This window comes from Huintestinicola butyrica (genome assembly GCF_025567215.1).
Taxonomy (GTDB): Bacteria; Bacillota; Clostridia; order Oscillospirales; family Ruminococcaceae; genus Huintestinicola; species Huintestinicola butyrica.
The window spans coordinates 77,956-95,450 of record NZ_JAOQKB010000004.1 but is presented as its reverse complement, the minus strand read 5'-3'; the positions used below and the strand labels follow the sequence as shown (position 1 = coordinate 95,450).

Here is a 17,495-nt window from a genome sequence, read left to right as displayed (position 1 = left end):
TATGAAAAAGCTATTATCCCTTCTGCTGGGACTGGCGATGATAATGAGCCTTATGTGCGGCTCTGTTATGACAGTCTCTGCGGCAGACCCATCGGTAATGCTCCCTTACAGCACCATTACCATATCAAAGGGCAAAACAGTATCACTTAAAGCCAAAGTATCGGGCGTGTCAAAATATACTCTGGTGTGGACAAGCTCCGATAAAAGCATTGTCTCCGTCACCGACGAGGGCAAGATAACAGGCGTGAAGAAAGGCTCGGCAGATGTTACCGTAGCTATCAAGAACACCGACGCTTCCGCAAAGGTAAAGGTAACTGTGGGCACTCCCGTTACAGGTGTCACCGTCAGCGAGAAGAGCATCTCCGTCAAGGCGGGAAGCACCTATAAGATAAGCGCAAAGGTGTCCCCCTCAAACGCATCAAACAAGTCGCTGACATGTTCCTCCTCAGATAAAAAGGTGGCAACGGTCAGCAAGGATGGCGTTATCAAGGGCATTAAGAGCGGCAGCACCACAATCACTGTAAAGGCAGCCGACGGCTCAGGAAAGAAAGCGACTGTTACAGTCAAGGTCACAGCAGGCAATAAGCCCTCGGGCAAGACCACAGGCAGCTTTGATAAGAACGTCACCGCCAAGGAGCTTACCTCCAACATGAAGATAGGCTGGAACCTGGGCAACTCCCTTGACGCTCTCGGCAGCGGAATGAGCTCCGAGACCGCATGGGGCAACCCCAAGACCACAAAGGCTATGATAGACGATATCAAGGCTCAGGGATTCAACACCATAAGAATCCCCGTTTCATGGGGCAGGCACACCGATAAGGACGGCAACGTTGACGAGCAGTGGATGAAGCGTGTCAAGGAAGTCGTTGACTACGCATATAAGAACGATATGTACGTTATCCTCAACTCTCACCACGACAACGAGTATTACGACATCGGCGGCTGCGCAAAGAGCGACAAGACCTATAAAGCTTCCGAAAAGAAGATGACAAAGCTCTGGACACAGATTGCAAACGAGTTCAAGAAGTATAACGAGCACCTTATCTTTGAAACACTGAACGAACCCCGTACCGAGGGCAGCGCCAAGGAATGGACAGGCGGCACAGGAGCTGAAAGAGAAGTCGTCAACAACCTTAACAGCGCAATAGTTTCCGCTATCCGTGCAACAGGCGGAAACAACGAGTACAGATATATCATGGTACCCGCATATGCAGCCACCTCCAATATGGGAGCACTCAGAGCGATGAAGCTTCCCGATGATGAAAGGATAATCGTATCAGTTCACGCATATTCTCCCTACAACTACGCAATGAACAGCGGCTACAGCAAGAAGTTCTCCGACAGCGACAAGAAGGAACTGGATAAGTTCTTCTCCGACCTGAACAGCCTGTTCATCAGCAAGGGTATTCAGGTAGTGATCGGCGAGTTCGGCGCAACCAACAAGGGCGATGAGGCAGACAGATGCCTGTGGGCTGAATATTATATCAAGGGCGCAGCCAAGTATGGTATTCCCTGCGTATGGTGGGATAACAACAGCGGTGATTCTGAGGGCGGCGAGTGCTTTGGAATTTACAACAGAAAAACAGGAGAATGGACATTCAAGGATCTGGCTGATACGCTGATAAGATCGGCTAAGTAACGATAGCTATTTATAAGCTATAAATAGCCTATAAATAGCCTAAAAGAGCTTCCGCATCACACGATACGGAAGCTCTTTTCTGTATTTAGGGGTATTTCGGGCATATAAGAAAGTCAGCACAAATAAGAGCAAGGTTTTTCTTATACGCTTGACGCCCTATCCGCCCAACCTCTTCATCACTTTATATTCCAACAAAAAACTTCCGCATCAAACGATACGGAAGTTTTTGTTACATTATTCCATCTGACTTGTTGTAAGAACTATCGCCAGAATGCCGAGAGCTGCAAAGCAGGCACCGAGTATCAGAAAAAACAGATTTACGGGCGATGCCTCCTGGTAAAATTCCGTCGGCACATCGGGATTGACGTGAAGCTCACAGTAATCCCCCTCCGAGGGAAGCCCAAAGTTGCGTGCCATGCTTTCCTGCTCATGATACGAAACACCGTCAAAGGTGTATTCCCACACGGGATAATATGAGCGACATCTGCCGTAGTTGTCACGGAAAGGACTTTTCTCCAGCCCAACGCATTTCGCCTCAACAACACAGGTGCATACCCTTTTCATATACACCATTTTTGCAATGGGAATGACGATGAGCAGCAGCCCTATCACCACGAAAAGCCCCAGCGAAGCGTATATTATTATCTCTCCGCCTATCTCAAAGCCCGTGAGCATATTGAGCAGAGGGAGCGTGATAAGCCCCGCTCCGATAAGTACGAAAACCAGTGATATTGTGACGGGCAGCACCTTTTTTGAGCCTTTTTGCTTTACAGCGCTTGATATTGCTGCAATGCCCACTGCCAGCAGTATGGCTCCCAGCGAAATGATAGATATGCGGATATCATCTGTTGTTCCGATGTATATCCCTATCATTCCGCCGATGAATACTATTAAGAACAAAATGCCTGCGATGATACTTCCGATGCTGTGCTTATTTGGTTCCATAATATCCGCCTCCTGATGCCGATAGTCTGTTTGATGATAATGTTATTCCTTTAGTTCTCCTGCCTTAAGACGCTTGAAGTAATCCTTTGTGTCCTTTGCCACCACACTATTCAGGGCAAACAGCGCCACAAGGTTGGGGAGAGCCATAAGTCCGTTGAATATATCTGCGATGGTCCATACTGCGGAAACTGTCATGTAAGGGCCGATAAATACAGCTGCGATGTAAAGTATTCTGTAGATCATAACAGCTGTCTTGTTCTTGCCGCTGAGGTACTCAAGGCATCTTTCGCCGTAGTAGTTCCAGCCGAGGATAGTTGTGAATGCGAAGAATACCAGGCATATCATAAGGATAAAGGAAGCTGCCTGGCTGGGGAGGAAATGAAGTCCCTTCTGGAAAGCGTCTGTGGTTATCTGAACGCCCTGGAGAGCTTCATCCTTCCATGAACCTGCCATTACGATAGCAAGACCTGTCATTGTGCAGATAATGATGGTGTCGATAAATGTGCCGGTCATGGAGATAAGTCCCTGTCTTACAGGCTCCTTGGTCTTTGCTGCGGCTGCTGCGATAGGTGCGGAGCCGAGACCTGACTCATTGGAGAAGATACCTCTTGCGATACCGTTTTTCATGGAGATGAGAACTGCACCGAGAGCACCGCCTGCCATAGCCTTTGCGCCGAATGCGCTTGTTACGACTTCTGCGATAGCTGCGGGGAGCTTTGTGATGTTGCAGATGATAAGTACCACAACTGTCAGAACGTACAGGATAGCCATGAAAGGAACAACTACCTGAGAAACGCTGCTTATTCTCTTGAGGCCGCCGATGATTACCAGACCTGCAAGGATAGCAAGCACGAATGCGCTGATAACGGTAACGATAGAATAGTCATTGCCGAAAAGGGTAATGGTGTTTGTCTTGTTGGGGTCAAAGAAGCCTGTTACTGCGGATGCGATGCCGTTTACCTGAGAGAATGTGCCTATTCCCATAAGACCAACGCAGGCACCGAAGAATGCAAATATCTTTGCAAGCCACTTCCACTTTACGCCCATGCCCTTTTCTATGTAGTAGAAAGGTCCGCCGAGAACGTGACCGTCCTCATCGACTGTGCGGTACTTTACTGCAAGGAAGCCCTCGGAATACTTTGTTGCCATTCCGAGAAATGCAGCCACCCACATCCAGAAAAGTGCGCCGGGACCGCCTGCCAGAATACCTACTGCGGTTGCAACGCCGACAATGTTTCCTGTTCCGATAGTTGCCGAAAGGGCTGTGCAGAGTGAAGCAAAGCCCGATACCTCGCCGTGAACTATCTCTTCTTCCTCAGATACTTCTTCCTTAAAAAGGTATCTGAGCGCACGGGGAAGATGCCTTACCTGAATAAATCCCGTTCTTATTGTCAGCAGCAGACCTGCCGCAAGGATAAGAACGATGAGAGGTACGCCCCACACAAAGTCGTCAATTTTTGCCAGTATCTGGTCAAAAGTCATATTATCCCATCTCCTATAATTAAAATTTGTGCATACTAAATAATATGTTAACATATATTAACGATAATTTCGTTATAATTTTTTGAATATAGATGTAATTTTTATGCTTTTATCCCTTTGAATGTATAATTTACGGCACTTTGCAGATAATTGTAGCAAAACATCTGCGAAAGGAACGTAAGTGAGATGGCAAAACGTCTTTCAAGAAATACTTTTATAATGGACAAGCCCCCCACTATCCGCAGCTATGCGGCTGTTGTAGGCAAAAAGGAGGGCGACGGCCCTCTGGGCAGGCATTTCGACCAGGTATATCAGGACCCATACTTTGGGCAGGACACATGGGAAAAGGCGGAAAGTGAGCTTTTGCGCCTTACGGTGATGAAAGCGCTGGAAAAGGGCAAGCTCCGCTGCGAGGACATAAACTATATGTTCGCAGGCGACCTTATAAATCAGTGCACCTCCACATCATATGGACTGAGAGAGCTGGAAATACCTCTTCTTTGCGTTTACGGAGCCTGCTCAACCATGTCCGAGAGCCTGCTCATGGCTTCGCTTATGACGGACAGCGATATTGGCGGAAATGTGGTGGCAGTCACATCTTCCCACTTTTGTTCGGCTGAAAGGCAGTTCCGCTTCCCATTATCATACGGCGGCGTGAGAACTCCCACAGCTCAGTGGACATGCACCGCTTCGGGAGCGGCGGTGGTTTCTCCCCACAGCGAGAATGGCCCTTATGTAAAGGCGGCGACTATCGGCAAGATAGTGGATATGGGTGTTACCGACGCCAACAATATGGGTGCGGCAATGGCTCCTGCGGCGGCATATGTAATCAAGACACATCTGGAGGACAGAGGGCTTGCCCCCGATGACTTTGACCTGATAATCACAGGCGATCTTGGACGTGTGGGCGGCACATTGCTTATAGAGCTGCTGGCAAAAGAGGGAATAAACATATCCTCCGGGTACAAGGACTGCGGCACTATGATATTCGACTACGAAACCCAGGACGTTCATGCAGGCGGCTCGGGCTGCGGCTGCAGTGCCTCGGTGCTGTGCGGATATTTCCTTGACAAGGTAAAAAGCGGCGAGCTGAAAAATATCCTTTTCTGCGCCACGGGAGCGCTTATGTCCCCCACGCTGTCACAGCAGGGGGAAAGCATTCCGGGAATATCCCATGCAGTCCACATCTCATATGAAGGGTGAAAAATTATGTTTACAGATTATTTATGGGCATTTATCGTAGGCGGTGCGCTGTGCGCCGTGGGACAGGTGCTTATCGACTATACAAAGCTTACCCCCGCACGTATCCTTGTGCTTTACGTTGTGGCGGGAGTGGTGCTGGGAGCGTTTAAGATATACCGCCCTCTCATCGACTTTGCGGGAGCGGGAGCGGCAGTTCCCCTTACAGGCTTCGGCAACGCTCTTGCTGAGGGCGTGCGTGAGGCTGTTGAAACAAAGGGACTTCTGGGAGCTGTCACAGGCGGACTTTCCGCTGCCTCCGCAGGCATAACCGCCGCCATGGTGTTCGGTCTTATAATGGGTGTGTGCTGCAAGTCAAAGGAGAAATAACGCCATAATATATGATAAAAGGAAACGAACTGAGCGCTCAGATCGTTTCTTTTTGCTTTAATGTTGTTTAATACGAAATATAAGTAAAAAAATCTTCCAAACCCCTTGCAAAAAATCGGAAAATAGTATAAAATATATATGATAGCTTTAATAAGCTGCCGAGGCATCTGAAACAGCCTCGGATATTTATCTATGAAAGGATGTCATACCAATGGCAGAATTAAACAAAGTCACTGTTGACGACATTAACGTTAAGGGCAAAAAGGTTCTCGTAAGATGCGACTTCAACGTTCCCCTCAAGGACGGCGTTATCACTAACGACAACCGTATCCAGGCTGCCCTCCCCACTATCAAGAAGCTTATCTCCGACGGCGGAAAGGTCGTTCTCTGTTCTCATCTCGGCAAGCCCAAGAACGGTCCCGAGGCTAAGTTCTCCCTTGCTCCCGTAGCAAAGAGACTTGAAGAAGTTCTCCCCGGCACAAAGGTTACATTTGCTGCTGATGACACTGTTGTAGGCGACAACGCTAAGAAGGCTGTTGCCGAAATGGCTGACGGCGACGTTGTTCTCCTCGAGAACACCAGATTCAGAGGCGCTGACGAGACCAAGAACGGCGAAGGCTTCTCCAAGGAGCTTGCTGATCTGGTTGACGGTCAGGTATTCGTAATGGACGCTTTCGGCTCCGCTCACCGTGCACACGCTTCCACTGAGGGCGTTACAAAGTTCGTTAAGGAGACTGCAGTTGGTTACCTCATGCAGAAGGAGATCAAGTATCTCGGCAATGCGGTTGAGAACCCTGTCAGACCTTTCGTTGCTATCCTCGGCGGTGCTAAGGTAGCTGACAAGCTGAACGTTATCTCCAACCTCCTCGAAAAGTGCGATACACTTATCATCGGCGGCGGTATGGCTTACACCTTCCTCAAGGCTAAGGGCTACGAGGTAGGTACTTCTCTCGTTGACAACGAGAAGATCGACTACTGCAAGGAAATGATGGCTAAGGCTGACAAGCTCGGTAAGAAGCTTCTTCTTCCCGTTGACGCTGTTATCGCAGCTTCCTTCCCTGATCCTATCGACGCTGAGATCGCTGTTGAGACCGTTGACGCTGACAAGATCCCCGCTGACAAGATGGGTCTTGATATCGGTGAAAAGACACAGGCTCTCTTCGCTGACGCTGTAAAGAGCGCAAAGACTGTTGTTTGGAACGGTCCTATGGGCGTATTTGAGAACCCTGTTCTTGCAAAGGGTACCATTGCAGTAGCTAAGGCTCTTGCAGAAACAGACGCTACCACTATCATCGGCGGCGGCGATTCCGCAGCAGCTGTTATGCAGCTCGGCTTTGCAGATAAGATGTCTCACATTTCCACTGGCGGCGGCGCTTCCCTCGAGTACCTTGAAGGTAAGGTTCTTCCCGGCGTTGCAGCTATTGCTGAAAAGTAAGATCACTTTATTTCGGGACGGAGCGGCGTGCTTCGTCCCGATTTTTATTTATAGGGGTAATAGATCTATGCGGATAAGTCCGCTGACAATAATACCGATGCCGTTAAAATGTAATTGGCAAAAAGCAGAGGAGAGATAATATGATACTTAAAAATCAGAAAGTGGATATATGCCGTGACTGTGATTTTTCATATTCCAACATAGCAAATACGGATTTCACAGGCGTTTCCGCTGCCGACTGCGACCTTTCGGAGGTGACTGTCAGCGGCTGCAATATGATATCCACCCAGTTTGACAACGTTATGATGTCCGACACATCCGTGGTCAACGCAAATATGTCAGGCTCGGCATTCACCGACGTTTCCATGAGCAAGTTCCGCATGACCAACGGCGATATGACCGATGCAAGAATGGAAAGCACCGATATCTCAAAGGCAAGCTTTGTGGGCTGCGACCTTTCGGACGTTACCTTTGAAAACTGCGATCTTACAGGTCTTGCCATAAATTCATGTCAGGTGTCAGGTGTGACCATTGACGGCATTCCCCTTAGCGAGCTGCTGGAAAAGTATTATAAGTAAATCTGATTTTGAAAAGCGGCAGAAAATGCCGCTTTTTTGTTGACAAGTCCCCGATGATGTGGTAAAATAAAATCAGATAATTTTGTATAGGAGACTGTTATTATGCAGTATCCTTATTCTAATATGGGTTTCTTTTAACGGAAGCCCAAATATAAAGGAGAAAATATCATGAACAAGAATCTCAGAAAGGCAGTTATTGCCGGAAACTGGAAAATGAACAAGACCCGTCCCGAGGCTAAGGCTCTTCTCGAAGCTATCAAGCCCCTGGTTGCAAACGCTGAGGGCAAGGTAGAAGTTATCGCCTGCGTTCCTTTCACCAACCTTGAGACCGCTGTTAACACCACAGCAGGCTCCAACGTTAAGGTAGGCGCTGAGAACGTTCACTTTGAAAAGAGCGGCGCTTTCACCGGCGAGATCTCCGCTGATATGCTCACTGAGCTTGGCGTTGAGTACGTTGTAATCGGTCACTCCGAGAGACGTCAGTACTTCGGCGAGACTGATGAGACTGTTAACAAGAGAACAAAGGCTGCTCTCGCAGCAGGTCTCAAGCCCATCGTTTGTGTAGGTGAGCTTCTTGCAGAGCGTGAGGCTGATATCACCGAGGAAGTTATCTCCCGCCAGATCAAGCTTGACTTTGCAGGCGTTTCCGCTGACGATATCAAGAAGACTATCATCGCTTACGAGCCTGTCTGGGCTATCGGTACAGGCAAGACTGCTACCGCTGACCAGGCTGAGGAAGTTTGCGGCTTTATCCGTGGCGTTCTCGCTAAGCTTTACGATGCAGCTACTGCTGACGCTGTTACGATCCAGTACGGCGGCTCCATGAACGCAAAGAACTGCGCAGAGCTTCTTTCCAAGCCCAATGTTGACGGCGGCCTTATCGGCGGCGCTTCCCTCAAGGCTGAGGACTTCAACACCATCGTACAGGCAGCTGTAAACGGCTGATCATAACAAGCAAGATCAAGACGCCTGCGGTCTTTACCGCAGCGCCTTGTTTTTTTCAACTGTAGTTTCTGAAAGGATTTGAAAATTATGAGCAAAAGACCTGTAGCTCTCATTATCATGGACGGTTACGGAATCAACCCCAGCGATTACGGCAACGCTATCGCTGCGGCAAAGAAGCCCAACCTGGATAAATATTTCGCAGAGTGCCCCCACACTATCATCGGCGCATCGGGACTTGACGTAGGTCTCCCCGACGGTCAGATGGGCAACTCCGAGGTAGGTCATACAAACATCGGCGCAGGCAGGATCGTTTACCAGATGCTGGTAAAGATCTCCAAGGACATCAAGGACGGCGAGTTCTTCAAGAACAAGGCGCTTGTGACCGCTATGGAAAACTGCAAGGCAAAGGGAAGCGCTCTTCATCTCATGGGTCTGCTTTCTCCCGGCGGCGTTCACAGCCACATGGAGCATATGTACGGCCTGCTTGAAATGGCAAAGCAGCACGGCGTTGACAAGGTATATGTTCACGCATTCCTGGACGGAAGAGACGTTCCCCCTTCCTCCGCAGCTGAATTTATGGAAGAGGCTGTTGCCGAGATGAAGAAGATCGGCAAGGGCAAGGTAGCCACTGTCTCCGGCAGATATTACGCTATGGACCGTGATAACGCTTGGGACAGAGTTGAAAAGGCATACGATGCTCTTGTTATGGGCGAGGGCGTTCAGGAGACCGACCCTGTTCAGGCTATAAAGAACTCCTACGCAAACGGCGTTACCGATGAGTTCATGCTCCCCACCGTTATCGACAAGGACGGCATGATAAAGGAAAACGACAGCGTTGTATTCTTCAACTTCCGCCCCGACAGAGCACGTCAGATAACCAGAGCTTTCGTTGACCCCGAGTTCAAGGGCTTCGAGAGAAAGAAGGGCTACTTCCCTGTAACATTCGTCTGCATGGCTCAGTACGATGCTACAATGCCCAACGTTCTCGTTGCATATCCTCCCGAGCAGCTCACAATGACCTTCGGCGAGTATATGGCAAAGTGCGGCAAGACTCAGCTGAGAATTGCCGAGACCCAGAAGTATGCACACGTTACATTCTTCTTCAACGGCGGCGAGGAAAAGCAGTTCGATGGCGAGGACAGAATACTTGTCAAGTCTCCCGACGTTCCTACCTTTGACCTGAAGCCCGAGATGAGCGCATACGAGGTAACCGACAAGGTAGTTGAGGCTATCGAGTCCGATAAGTACGATACCATTATCCTTAACTACGCTAACTGCGATATGGTCGGTCATACCGGTATTTTCGACGCAGCAAAGGCAGCTGTTGAGGCTGTTGATACCTGCGTAGGCAGAATGGTAGATGCTATCCTTGCAAAGGGCGGCGTTGCACTTATCAGCGCAGACCACGGTAATGCAGATAAGATGCTTGAAGCTGACGGCTCACCCTTTACCGCTCACACCACAAATCCTGTTCCCCTTATCGTTGTAGGCTATGACTGCAAGCTTAAGGAGGGCGGCGTTCTTGCTGACCTGTGCCCCACAATGCTTGAGATCATGGAGCTTCCTCAGCCCAAGGAAATGACAGGAAAGTCTCTTATCGAAAAGTAATTTTGGTTATAATAAGTATCGGCTCCCGTTATCTGCGGGAGCCGATATTTTATACTAATCTTCAATCAGACTACAGACAAATCCTCGGCTATTCTGTCGGCTTTGTCTATAGAACGATCAAAGATTAGTATAAAAAAGCTCCCACTAACGGGAGCTTTTTTCGTTTTATGGCTTCATAAACCTTTCAATAACATTAGCCACGCCGTCATTTTCGTTTGACAGCGTGATAAAATCAGCCGCTTCCTTTGCAGCGTCACAGGCGTTTTCCATAGCCACGCCCAAACCTGCATATTTTATCATGGAAACGTCGTTGTAGCCGTCACCACAGGCAATGGCCTTCTCACGCTTTATGCCAAGCTTTTTGATAAGCTCGCCGATGGAAACCGCCTTGTCGGTGTGATAGGGCATTATTTCAAGGAAAAACGGTTCCGAGCGGAAAACGTCCGCCTTGCCTGCAAGATGTTCTCTCAGCTGAGGTTCCAGCTCTGCCATTCTGTCACCATTGCCTGCGATGATGCACTTAGGCACGCTGAAATCCACGTATTCGCCGATGTTGTCCACCTTTTTTACGGGCAGACCGTTTATCCGTGATTCGATCTGAATAAACTCGTTGTCAGGATTTTCGCAGATGATAGTGTCGCCCTCGTAGGTCATCACATCTGCGCCGTTGCGGCGTGCAAACTCGGCAACTATCCCGAAAACATCACTGCCAAGACTCTTTTGCACCAGCAGCTCGCCCGTCTTGAAGTTGCGCACCCTGCCGCCATTGTAGGACAGAGTAAATCCGCCGAATTTGTCAAGCCCTATTTCACGGGCAATGCCCTCAACGCCCCTGTCGGGTCTGCCGGAGGCTATTGCCGCCAGGTATCCTTTTTCCTGCGCTTCAAAAAGCGCCTTTTTTGTGGCGGGCGTGACCTTCTTTTCAGCATTGGTCAGCGTTCCGTCAATGTCAAGAAATATAATTTTGTAGCTCATATGCACTTCTCCCGATAAAATCTTTCCTGTAACAATATATCATATTTCATCGGGCAATAAAAGCATTTCTCTTTGACCGTTTTGTTAATATAACTTACCTGCCCGGCTTTTCATAGGGGATAAAGGGGGCAGGGGAGTCGGAGTGTTCGCCGATGAGCTTTTCCATCCAGATCATGTCATACCAGCTGTCAAACTTCCTGCCGCAGGAAATAAAGCGGCCTATCAGGCGGTAGCCCATGTGCTTGTGAAATTTCATGCTGTCGTTGGTGAGATGAGCGTCCTCATGCTCTGTGTATGCGATGCAGGCGTAGGCATTCAGCACGTTCTGCTTTTTGAGCATATCCTCAAGCGTTGTGTAAAGCAGCTTTCCGCAGCCCGAGCGGCGCATATCCTTTTTGATATATACCGTCAGCTCGGCGCAGCGGTTGTATGCCTCACGGGGGTGAAAAGCAGAGGCATAGGCATACCCCACGATATGACCGTCCTTTATGGCGGCGATGTAGGGGTATTTTTTCAGGGTGTGTTCTATCCTGCTGCGAAAATCCTCCGCAGTGGGAATATCTATTTCAAAGGAAATGGCAGTCTCGGCAACGTAGGGGGCGTATATTTCAAGCAGCTCCTCCGCATCGTCGGGAGTTACGTTTCTGATAGTTATATCGCTCATTTGAAGCAGTCCTTTCATAATATCATACAAATATTATAGGATTTGAAAATGAACAAATCAAGTATATCAGCCGCAGTCATAATTATAGACCACTTCCGAGAAGTCGCAAGCCCTGAGCTTTTCTGCGGGAATGAGGAACACGCCTGTGCCCACATCTCCCCATATGATGTCAAAGTCATGACCGCCCCATGAGGTGATCTCTTCACCCTGCAGGCTGCCAAGCTCGAAAAGAACACGGTCAAAGCCTTCCAGAGACGGGCAGTCCTCCCGTGGGTCGGACTGGGTAAAACGGGGATATCCGCCGATGAATGCCACGCTTTCGGGGCAGCGGTCATAAGGGGTGTCATAGCCGTCTATATTCCAGTAATTTGATACTTCCTGACCCATTATCTCACTATAGCTGCTGACAAGAGCATTACTGAAGCGATAGTCGTCGGGAGTGGCAGGGCATTTGTCAGGCTCTTCGGCACATAGGATAAATTCCTTTTTCAGCGGAAAATCGTACTCATCGCTGCTGAAGCTGTCGCAGGGGATATCGTCATCTGAAATGAGCAGAGATGTGTCGGTTATGATGTCCTTGTGATATATTACCCTGAAGCCGTTCTGATCGGTCTGTTCATCTGCGGAGTTGAAGTCAAAGCCATACAGGCAGTCATTTTCACAGGCGAGGAATATCTGCAAAATTCCCTGACGGGGGAAATCCTCAATGTGAGGAAGTTTTTCAAAATTCAGCTGCACCAGCAGGCGCAGAGGCTTGTCCTTGTAGCTGCCATCAGTTCCTCTGGGGTATTCCATGGACTTTGGAAAATAAGGCGTTCCGCCCAGCTTGCTGTCGAAGATGCCGCCTTTGCCTGCCACAGGTCTGAGCCTGAGTATTGGCAGAGGTGGAACAAGGCTGTCGGCTTTTTTGATAACATCGTTAATATCAGGCATATGATAGCTCCTTTGGTCAGTAAATTGTTATTATTATTATTATATCATGGGTATAGGGGAGTGTCAAACAGCCCTTTCTTTCCCCGCCGCCCTTTTCCTGTACTCGCAGGGCGTAAGTCCCGTGTGCTTTTTGAACACACGCATAAAGCAGATGTCAGTGTCATAGCCGCATATCTGGGATATCTCTTTCACGGGCAGGGCAGTGGTGGCAAGGTAATACTGCCCCGACTGTACCCTTGCAGAAATGATATCCTCGTAGCAGCTGACCCCGAACTGCTTTTTGTACACCGTCTGAAAATAGGACGGGCTGAGATTTATCCTGTCCGCCAGCTGCCTGACGGAGCCAAATCCCCCCGCATTGCTGTAAATATCCGCTCTCAGCTGCCGCAGCTGCTCACTGTAGGTGTGTTCGCCGTCACTGCTTTCGCCTCCGCCCTCGGATATTTTCATAAGTATCATTCGTATGAGCATATCGGCATACTGCCGACGATGTTCCGAGGGGGACATATTCTCACGGCAGAGTATGGTCAGCAGCTCTTCCACGGCGGAGATGTTCACCGAGGTTATGAGCCTGTCCGTCTCCACGGTGTCGAGAATATTGTCATCATCGGTCACGTTGAAGTGAATGAAATGGTTGGCGTAGTTGCCGCAGATGGTCTTATAATACTGGGGCGTGTCCTTTTTGTAGATGATAAGGCTGTCGGGTGGGACGATGATCTCATTGCCGTCAATGATGAGCAGGGCGGAGGTCTTGAAGATAACAAGCAGATTGTCCCCTGAGCCGTCAGGCCGCCATATGCAGAAATCCCCCGTATGTCTCGTGTCCTTTCCTATGGCGTTGAGACTTATCATATCATCACCTCATAAAGTATTATTTGTTAGTTTAAAAATATTATATGTCATTGAAAAGCAGCTGTCAATAGGCTATAGTATAAATAGCGTAAATATAATATGTTACCGTTAGGAACGCTAAAAACGTCAGGAGGAAGCGATAAATGAAGAAAATATCAATGCTAATCAACGCAAAGGACAAAAAGGGACACATCAATCCCGAGATATACGGCCATTTTTCCGAGCACCTGGGAAGATGTATCTATAACGGCATTTATGTGGGCGAGAACTCGTCTATCCCCAACATAAACGGCGTGCGCAGGGACGTTATTGAGGCTTTCAAGCAGATAAAAATGCCTGTTCTCCGCTGGCCCGGCGGCTGCTTTGCGGACGAATACCACTGGAAGGACGGCATCGGCGAAAAAAGTGCCCGCAAAAAAATGATAAACACCAACTGGGGCGGCGTTACCGAGGACAATTCCTTCGGCACTCACGAATTTTTCAATATGTGCGAGGAGATAGGCTGTGAGCCTTATCTTGCGGGCAATCTTGGCAGCGGAACTATCAGCGAGCTTGCCGAATGGATAGAGTACATCACCTTTGACGGCGTTTCCCCAATGGCAGATCTGCGTCGAAAGAACGGCAGGGAAAAGCCCTGGAAGCTGAAATATCTTGGCATCGGCAACGAGAACTGGGGCTGCGGCGGAAGTATGCGTCCCGAATATTATGTTGACGAATACCGCCGTTATCAGAGCTTTTGCAAGGATTTTTCGGGCAATAAGCTGTTCAAGTTCGCCTGCGGTCCCAACTCCAACGACTACGGCTGGACAGAGACTATTATGAAAAATCTCAGCAAGTTGAGCACCCGTGGCATATCGCTCCATTACTACACCCTGCCCACAGGCGACTGGGGACACAAGGGCGATGCGGTGGATTTTACAACGGACGAATACTACGCAACCATTTCCAAGACCCTTTACATGGAGGAGCTTGTGACCCGCCACGGCGAGATAATGAACCGCTACGACCCCGAACATGAGATCGGGCTGATAGTTGACGAGTGGGGCTGCTGGTATGACGTTGAAAAGGGTACAAATCCCGGCTTCTTATATCAGCAGAACACCATGCGTGACGCTATCGTGGCAGCCTGCAACCTGAATATCTTCAATCGCCACAGCGAAAGGGTGATAATGGCAAACCTTGCTCAGGCAGTTAATGTGCTTCAGGCGCTTCTGCTTACCGAGGGCGAGAAGCTGGTGAAAACTCCCACATATCATGTGTTCGATATGTTCAAGGAGCATCAGGACGGCGAAAATGTTTACTGCTTCTGCGAAAATGTAATGACAGGGGAGATACCCATGATGTCCGTTTCCGCCTCTGTAAAGGATGGCGTGATGACCGTTACCGCTGCCAACTGCTCACTGGAAGAGTCTGCTGAGCTTGACTGCGATATCAGTGGATTTGAGTGCAGCAGCGTAAGCGCCCGTATCCTCACCGATGAGGTACACAGCTTCAACAGCTTTGATGCACCCGAAAAGGTAGCTCCCGAGGCTCTGAGCGCTTCCGTCTCCAATGGAAAGCTGTCGGCAGTGCTTCCCGCATGCTCCGTTGCGGTGTTCACTATTTTATACTAAGCACCAATTAAAAACTATACAAAAAATCTTCGCATAATCTTGCGTGTGTGGATTATGCGAAGATTTTTTGTCTATAGTTTTATTGGTGATTAGTATTATAAGCTTGTAAGTATATATGACACAAAAAAGGCATTACCGCCAAGCGGTAATGCCTTGATTTTTTATGTATTGAAGCGATTCAAAATCAGCCCATGTCGGAAAGCTTGATCTTCTTAGCATCAACGGTTCCGTCGTAATCATCGTTTACGGGAGTGCCCTTGTTGTGCTTGGAAGCGTCAGCCTCGATAGCCTTAGCCATCTTCTCAATCTCGCTCAGGTCAAAACCGAAGTTGTTGTTGAGCTTGGGAGTAGGCTTGGGAGCGGAAGCGGGCTTTGCTGCTGCAGTGTTGGCTGCGGGAGTGGGTGCAGGCGCAGGAGCAGGCTTTGCAGCTGCATTGTTGTTAGCCGCAGGAGTGGGAGCAGGAGCAGGCGCAGGCTTTGCTGCGGGAGCAGGAGCGGGTGCGGGCTTAGCATTATTTACAGGAGCGGCAGTCTTTACACTCTTGGGTGCTGTGAACTGAGGGATACCGTTCTTCTTGAGAGTATCCTGGGTCTTGGTGAGAAGGTCAGCAGTTTCATTTACCTTAGCAAGGCTGTCCTTGGTAAGAGAATCGAGAATGCCCTTGAGCTGTGTAACGTTGGACTCGATATCTGCAATCTCGGAAAGAACAACAGCCTTCATGTTGTCGGCAGCTGTACGCATCTCAGCAGATCTGTCCTCAGCGTCTGTAAGGATCTTGGAAGCCTTTTCATCAGCAGACTTAACGATGGTGGAAGCCTTGCTGTTAGCGTCGTCAACTACCTGGTTAGCGAGCTTCTTAGCGTCCTCGTCCATCTTTCTTGCGTTTTCCTTAGCCTGAGTAACGATGGTGCTTGCAGTTCTCTGGGCCTCAACGAATACGTTTGTGAGCTCCATAGCACTGTTCTCGGCAGAGGAAGCAGCAGCTGCCTTGTTCTTAGCCTCAACAAGCTCGTTTTCCATATCGGCGAGCTTCTTCTTCAGCTCTTCGATCTCCTTATCCTTCTCAGCGGACTCATCTTCGCAGTTCTTGAGCTGATTCTTGAGAGAGTCATTGCTGGTCTGGAGCTCGGTGATCTTAGCCTTATCGGAAGCCAGGAGCTGCTCATACTTTTCCTTGTCTTCCATGTTTCCGCCGCTGTTTTCAAGAAGCGCCTTCTTTTCTTCAAGCTCGTTTTCAAGAGTATATATCTTTGTATTGAGCTGATCTACATAAGCAAGTACGTCTTTTTTATCAAATCCGCCGAAATTGACTGTTTTGAGGAATCCGGTTCCGTCCATGATAAAATACCTCCAAAAATAAATAGAAAAATTGCGAGTCTGACGGTAGATTAACCTCAGCCCGTCTTAATACACCTATTATAACACATTGTTCAAATTACAGCAACCAATTTTGACAAAAAAATGTGCATAAACTTATGTTGTGAATTTTGTCATCAATTACAAATATACATAAACTTTGACACGATTACACTGCAATATATACAAAAAGGTGCGAAAGGCCGCCGAAATATTTACATATGATACAATAAAAACGATAGAAAAAACACATTCGGATATGTTATATTATATTTGTAGCTTACAATAGGCTGTTGGAGTCGGAGGAGCATATGGAAAATTGTAATGAGTTTTGCAGGGAGATAGATGTATCCACCAGGAAGTCCATGTTCCGTTCGCTGTTTCGTGTATGGGCTGCGGCAGCGACTGCGGCTCTGGTGATGTACCTGGTCATCCCGTATGTGGATATCTGGGCGTTTCTCTGGAAATAAGTTTGCAGAGTTGTATGATGTGCTGTATAGCTCCGCTAAAATTGTGGCTTTGATTGTGATATTTTACAAAACTCGATTTTTTTGATAAAAAGCCTTGACTTTTAGCGAATAATAGCGTATAATAAACAAGTCGCTTGAAACTGAAACAAAAACAAACGACAAAAATAATATGGCGGTATAGCTCAGTTGGCTAGAGCACTTGGTTCATACCCAGGGGGTCGTAGGTTCAAGTCCCACTGCCGCTACCAGACAGGCTGCTGAAATATCGGCAGCTTTGTTGGCCCGTTGGTCAAGAGGTTAAGACGACGCCCTTTCACGGCGTAATCATGGGTTCAATTCCCGTACGGGTCACCAGCTTTTTAATCAGCAAACCACGTAGATACGAGGTTTGCTGATTTCTTTTTTTACCCAAATGCGGTTTTGTCCTTTA

At 48.5% G+C, this 17,495-nt stretch carries 16 protein-coding genes and 2 tRNA genes; 11 read left to right on the top strand and 7 right to left on the bottom strand.

Annotated features, from left to right (window positions below; all coding sequences use genetic code 11):
• Window position 1 precedes the first annotated feature (1 nt).
• Entirely contained in the window at window positions 2-1,639 is a 1,638-nt protein-coding gene (locus OCV68_RS05975; protein ID WP_262571437.1) for a cellulase family glycosylhydrolase, read from the top strand.
• Between the two features lie 234 nt (window positions 1,640-1,873).
• Here OCV68_RS05975 and OCV68_RS05970 read toward each other — a convergent pair whose 3' ends face one another.
• Together OCV68_RS05970 and OCV68_RS05965 are read right to left on the bottom strand one after the other, a co-directional pair.
• Window positions 1,874-2,584, bottom strand: coding sequence for a DUF3592 domain-containing protein (locus tag OCV68_RS05970; protein WP_262571435.1), 711 nt, complete (start codon window positions 2,582-2,584; stop codon window positions 1,874-1,876).
• Window positions 2,585-2,626: 42 nt separating this feature from the next.
• Window positions 2,627-4,066, bottom strand: a complete 1,440-nt coding sequence (locus OCV68_RS05965) for an alanine/glycine:cation symporter family protein (protein ID WP_147621994.1) — start codon at window positions 4,064-4,066, stop codon at window positions 2,627-2,629.
• A gap of 186 nt (window positions 4,067-4,252) precedes the next feature.
• Between OCV68_RS05965 and spoVAD the strand changes: the two genes are divergently transcribed.
• The 6 genes from spoVAD (at window position 4,253) to gpmI (ending at window position 10,201) form a co-directional block, all read left to right on the top strand.
• Window positions 4,253-5,269, top strand: a complete 1,017-nt coding sequence (gene spoVAD, locus OCV68_RS05960) for a stage V sporulation protein AD (protein WP_262571433.1) — start codon at window positions 4,253-4,255, stop codon at window positions 5,267-5,269.
• 6 nt (window positions 5,270-5,275) lie between these two features.
• Window positions 5,276-5,635 (top strand): stage V sporulation protein AE, encoded by a 360-nt coding sequence (gene spoVAE, locus OCV68_RS05955; protein WP_262571431.1) that lies wholly within the window; start codon window positions 5,276-5,278, stop codon window positions 5,633-5,635.
• A 211-nt stretch (window positions 5,636-5,846) separates the two neighbouring features.
• Window positions 5,847-7,070 (top strand): phosphoglycerate kinase, encoded by a 1,224-nt coding sequence (locus tag OCV68_RS05950; RefSeq protein ID WP_262571429.1) that lies wholly within the window; start codon window positions 5,847-5,849, stop codon window positions 7,068-7,070.
• A 140-nt stretch (window positions 7,071-7,210) separates the two neighbouring features.
• Window positions 7,211-7,648 (top strand): pentapeptide repeat-containing protein, encoded by a 438-nt coding sequence (locus OCV68_RS05945; protein ID WP_262571427.1) that lies wholly within the window; start codon window positions 7,211-7,213, stop codon window positions 7,646-7,648.
• Window positions 7,649-7,816: 168 nt separating this feature from the next.
• The gene (gene tpiA / locus OCV68_RS05940; protein WP_022474694.1) at window positions 7,817-8,593 is read left to right on the top strand and encodes a triose-phosphate isomerase; all 777 of its coding nucleotides are present in this window, start codon (window positions 7,817-7,819) and stop codon (window positions 8,591-8,593) included.
• Window positions 8,594-8,680: 87 nt separating this feature from the next.
• Window positions 8,681-10,201, top strand: coding sequence for a 2,3-bisphosphoglycerate-independent phosphoglycerate mutase (gpmI, locus tag OCV68_RS05935; protein WP_262571425.1), 1,521 nt, complete (start codon window positions 8,681-8,683; stop codon window positions 10,199-10,201).
• A 165-nt stretch (window positions 10,202-10,366) separates the two neighbouring features.
• Here the strand turns inward: gpmI and OCV68_RS05930 are convergent, their stop codons facing one another.
• The 4 genes from OCV68_RS05930 to OCV68_RS05915 all read right to left on the bottom strand — a co-directional run bounded on the left by OCV68_RS05930 (window position 10,367) and on the right by OCV68_RS05915 (window position 13,625).
• On the bottom strand, window positions 10,367-11,176 hold the full coding sequence (locus OCV68_RS05930; RefSeq protein WP_262571423.1) for a Cof-type HAD-IIB family hydrolase: 810 nt from the start codon (window positions 11,174-11,176) through the stop codon (window positions 10,367-10,369).
• Between the two features lie 94 nt (window positions 11,177-11,270).
• Window positions 11,271-11,840, bottom strand: a complete 570-nt coding sequence (locus OCV68_RS05925; RefSeq protein ID WP_262571421.1) for a GNAT family N-acetyltransferase — start codon at window positions 11,838-11,840, stop codon at window positions 11,271-11,273.
• A gap of 66 nt (window positions 11,841-11,906) precedes the next feature.
• Window positions 11,907-12,773: a YwqG family protein gene (locus OCV68_RS05920; RefSeq protein ID WP_262571419.1), complete on the bottom strand. Its 867-nt coding sequence runs from the start codon at window positions 12,771-12,773 to the stop codon at window positions 11,907-11,909.
• 63 nt (window positions 12,774-12,836) lie between these two features.
• Window positions 12,837-13,625: a helix-turn-helix domain-containing protein gene (locus OCV68_RS05915; protein WP_022474689.1), complete on the bottom strand. Its 789-nt coding sequence runs from the start codon at window positions 13,623-13,625 to the stop codon at window positions 12,837-12,839.
• Window positions 13,626-13,768: 143 nt separating this feature from the next.
• Here OCV68_RS05915 and OCV68_RS05910 point away from each other — a divergent pair, with 143 nt between their 5' ends.
• Window positions 13,769-15,238, top strand: coding sequence for an alpha-N-arabinofuranosidase (locus OCV68_RS05910; protein ID WP_262571417.1), 1,470 nt, complete (start codon window positions 13,769-13,771; stop codon window positions 15,236-15,238).
• Window positions 15,239-15,422: 184 nt separating this feature from the next.
• Here the strand turns inward: OCV68_RS05910 and OCV68_RS05905 are convergent, their stop codons facing one another.
• On the bottom strand, window positions 15,423-16,577 hold the full coding sequence (locus tag OCV68_RS05905) for a hypothetical protein (RefSeq protein ID WP_262571415.1): 1,155 nt from the start codon (window positions 16,575-16,577) through the stop codon (window positions 15,423-15,425).
• Between the two features lie 329 nt (window positions 16,578-16,906).
• On the opposite strand from OCV68_RS05905, the gene OCV68_RS05900 reads away from it, so the two are divergent.
• From OCV68_RS05900 to OCV68_RS05890, 3 genes are all read left to right on the top strand, one after another.
• Window positions 16,907-17,065 (top strand): hypothetical protein, encoded by a 159-nt coding sequence (locus OCV68_RS05900; protein WP_022474686.1) that lies wholly within the window; start codon window positions 16,907-16,909, stop codon window positions 17,063-17,065.
• A 171-nt stretch (window positions 17,066-17,236) separates the two neighbouring features.
• Window positions 17,237-17,313 (top strand) — tRNA-Met (locus OCV68_RS05895).
• A 31-nt stretch (window positions 17,314-17,344) separates the two neighbouring features.
• Window positions 17,345-17,419: transfer RNA gene (locus OCV68_RS05890), tRNA-Glu, on the top strand.
• The last annotated feature ends 76 nt before the right edge of the window (window positions 17,420-17,495 follow it).

Coding starts and splice junctions, on each gene's coding strand:
- spoVAD (WP_262571433.1), top strand. CDS start 4,253: ATGGCAAAACGTCTTTCAAGAAATACTTTTATAATGGACAAGCCCCCC.
- OCV68_RS05925 (WP_262571421.1), bottom strand. CDS start 11,840: ATGAGCGATATAACTATCAGAAACGTAACTCCCGACGATGCGGAGGAG.
- OCV68_RS05915 (WP_022474689.1), bottom strand. CDS start 13,625: ATGATAAGTCTCAACGCCATAGGAAAGGACACGAGACATACGGGGGAT.
- OCV68_RS05920 (WP_262571419.1), bottom strand. CDS start 12,773: ATGCCTGATATTAACGATGTTATCAAAAAAGCCGACAGCCTTGTTCCA.
- OCV68_RS05950 (WP_262571429.1), top strand. CDS start 5,847: ATGGCAGAATTAAACAAAGTCACTGTTGACGACATTAACGTTAAGGGC.
- OCV68_RS05965 (WP_147621994.1), bottom strand. CDS start 4,066: ATGACTTTTGACCAGATACTGGCAAAAATTGACGACTTTGTGTGGGGC.
- OCV68_RS05975 (WP_262571437.1), top strand. CDS start 2: ATGAAAAAGCTATTATCCCTTCTGCTGGGACTGGCGATGATAATGAGC.
- OCV68_RS05905 (WP_262571415.1), bottom strand. CDS start 16,577: ATGGACGGAACCGGATTCCTCAAAACAGTCAATTTCGGCGGATTTGAT.
- spoVAE (WP_262571431.1), top strand. CDS start 5,276: ATGTTTACAGATTATTTATGGGCATTTATCGTAGGCGGTGCGCTGTGC.
- OCV68_RS05930 (WP_262571423.1), bottom strand. CDS start 11,176: ATGAGCTACAAAATTATATTTCTTGACATTGACGGAACGCTGACCAAT.
- OCV68_RS05970 (WP_262571435.1), bottom strand. CDS start 2,584: ATGGAACCAAATAAGCACAGCATCGGAAGTATCATCGCAGGCATTTTG.
- OCV68_RS05945 (WP_262571427.1), top strand. CDS start 7,211: ATGATACTTAAAAATCAGAAAGTGGATATATGCCGTGACTGTGATTTT.
- OCV68_RS05900 (WP_022474686.1), top strand. CDS start 16,907: ATGGAAAATTGTAATGAGTTTTGCAGGGAGATAGATGTATCCACCAGG.
- gpmI (WP_262571425.1), top strand. CDS start 8,681: ATGAGCAAAAGACCTGTAGCTCTCATTATCATGGACGGTTACGGAATC.
- tpiA (WP_022474694.1), top strand. CDS start 7,817: ATGAACAAGAATCTCAGAAAGGCAGTTATTGCCGGAAACTGGAAAATG.
- OCV68_RS05910 (WP_262571417.1), top strand. CDS start 13,769: ATGAAGAAAATATCAATGCTAATCAACGCAAAGGACAAAAAGGGACAC.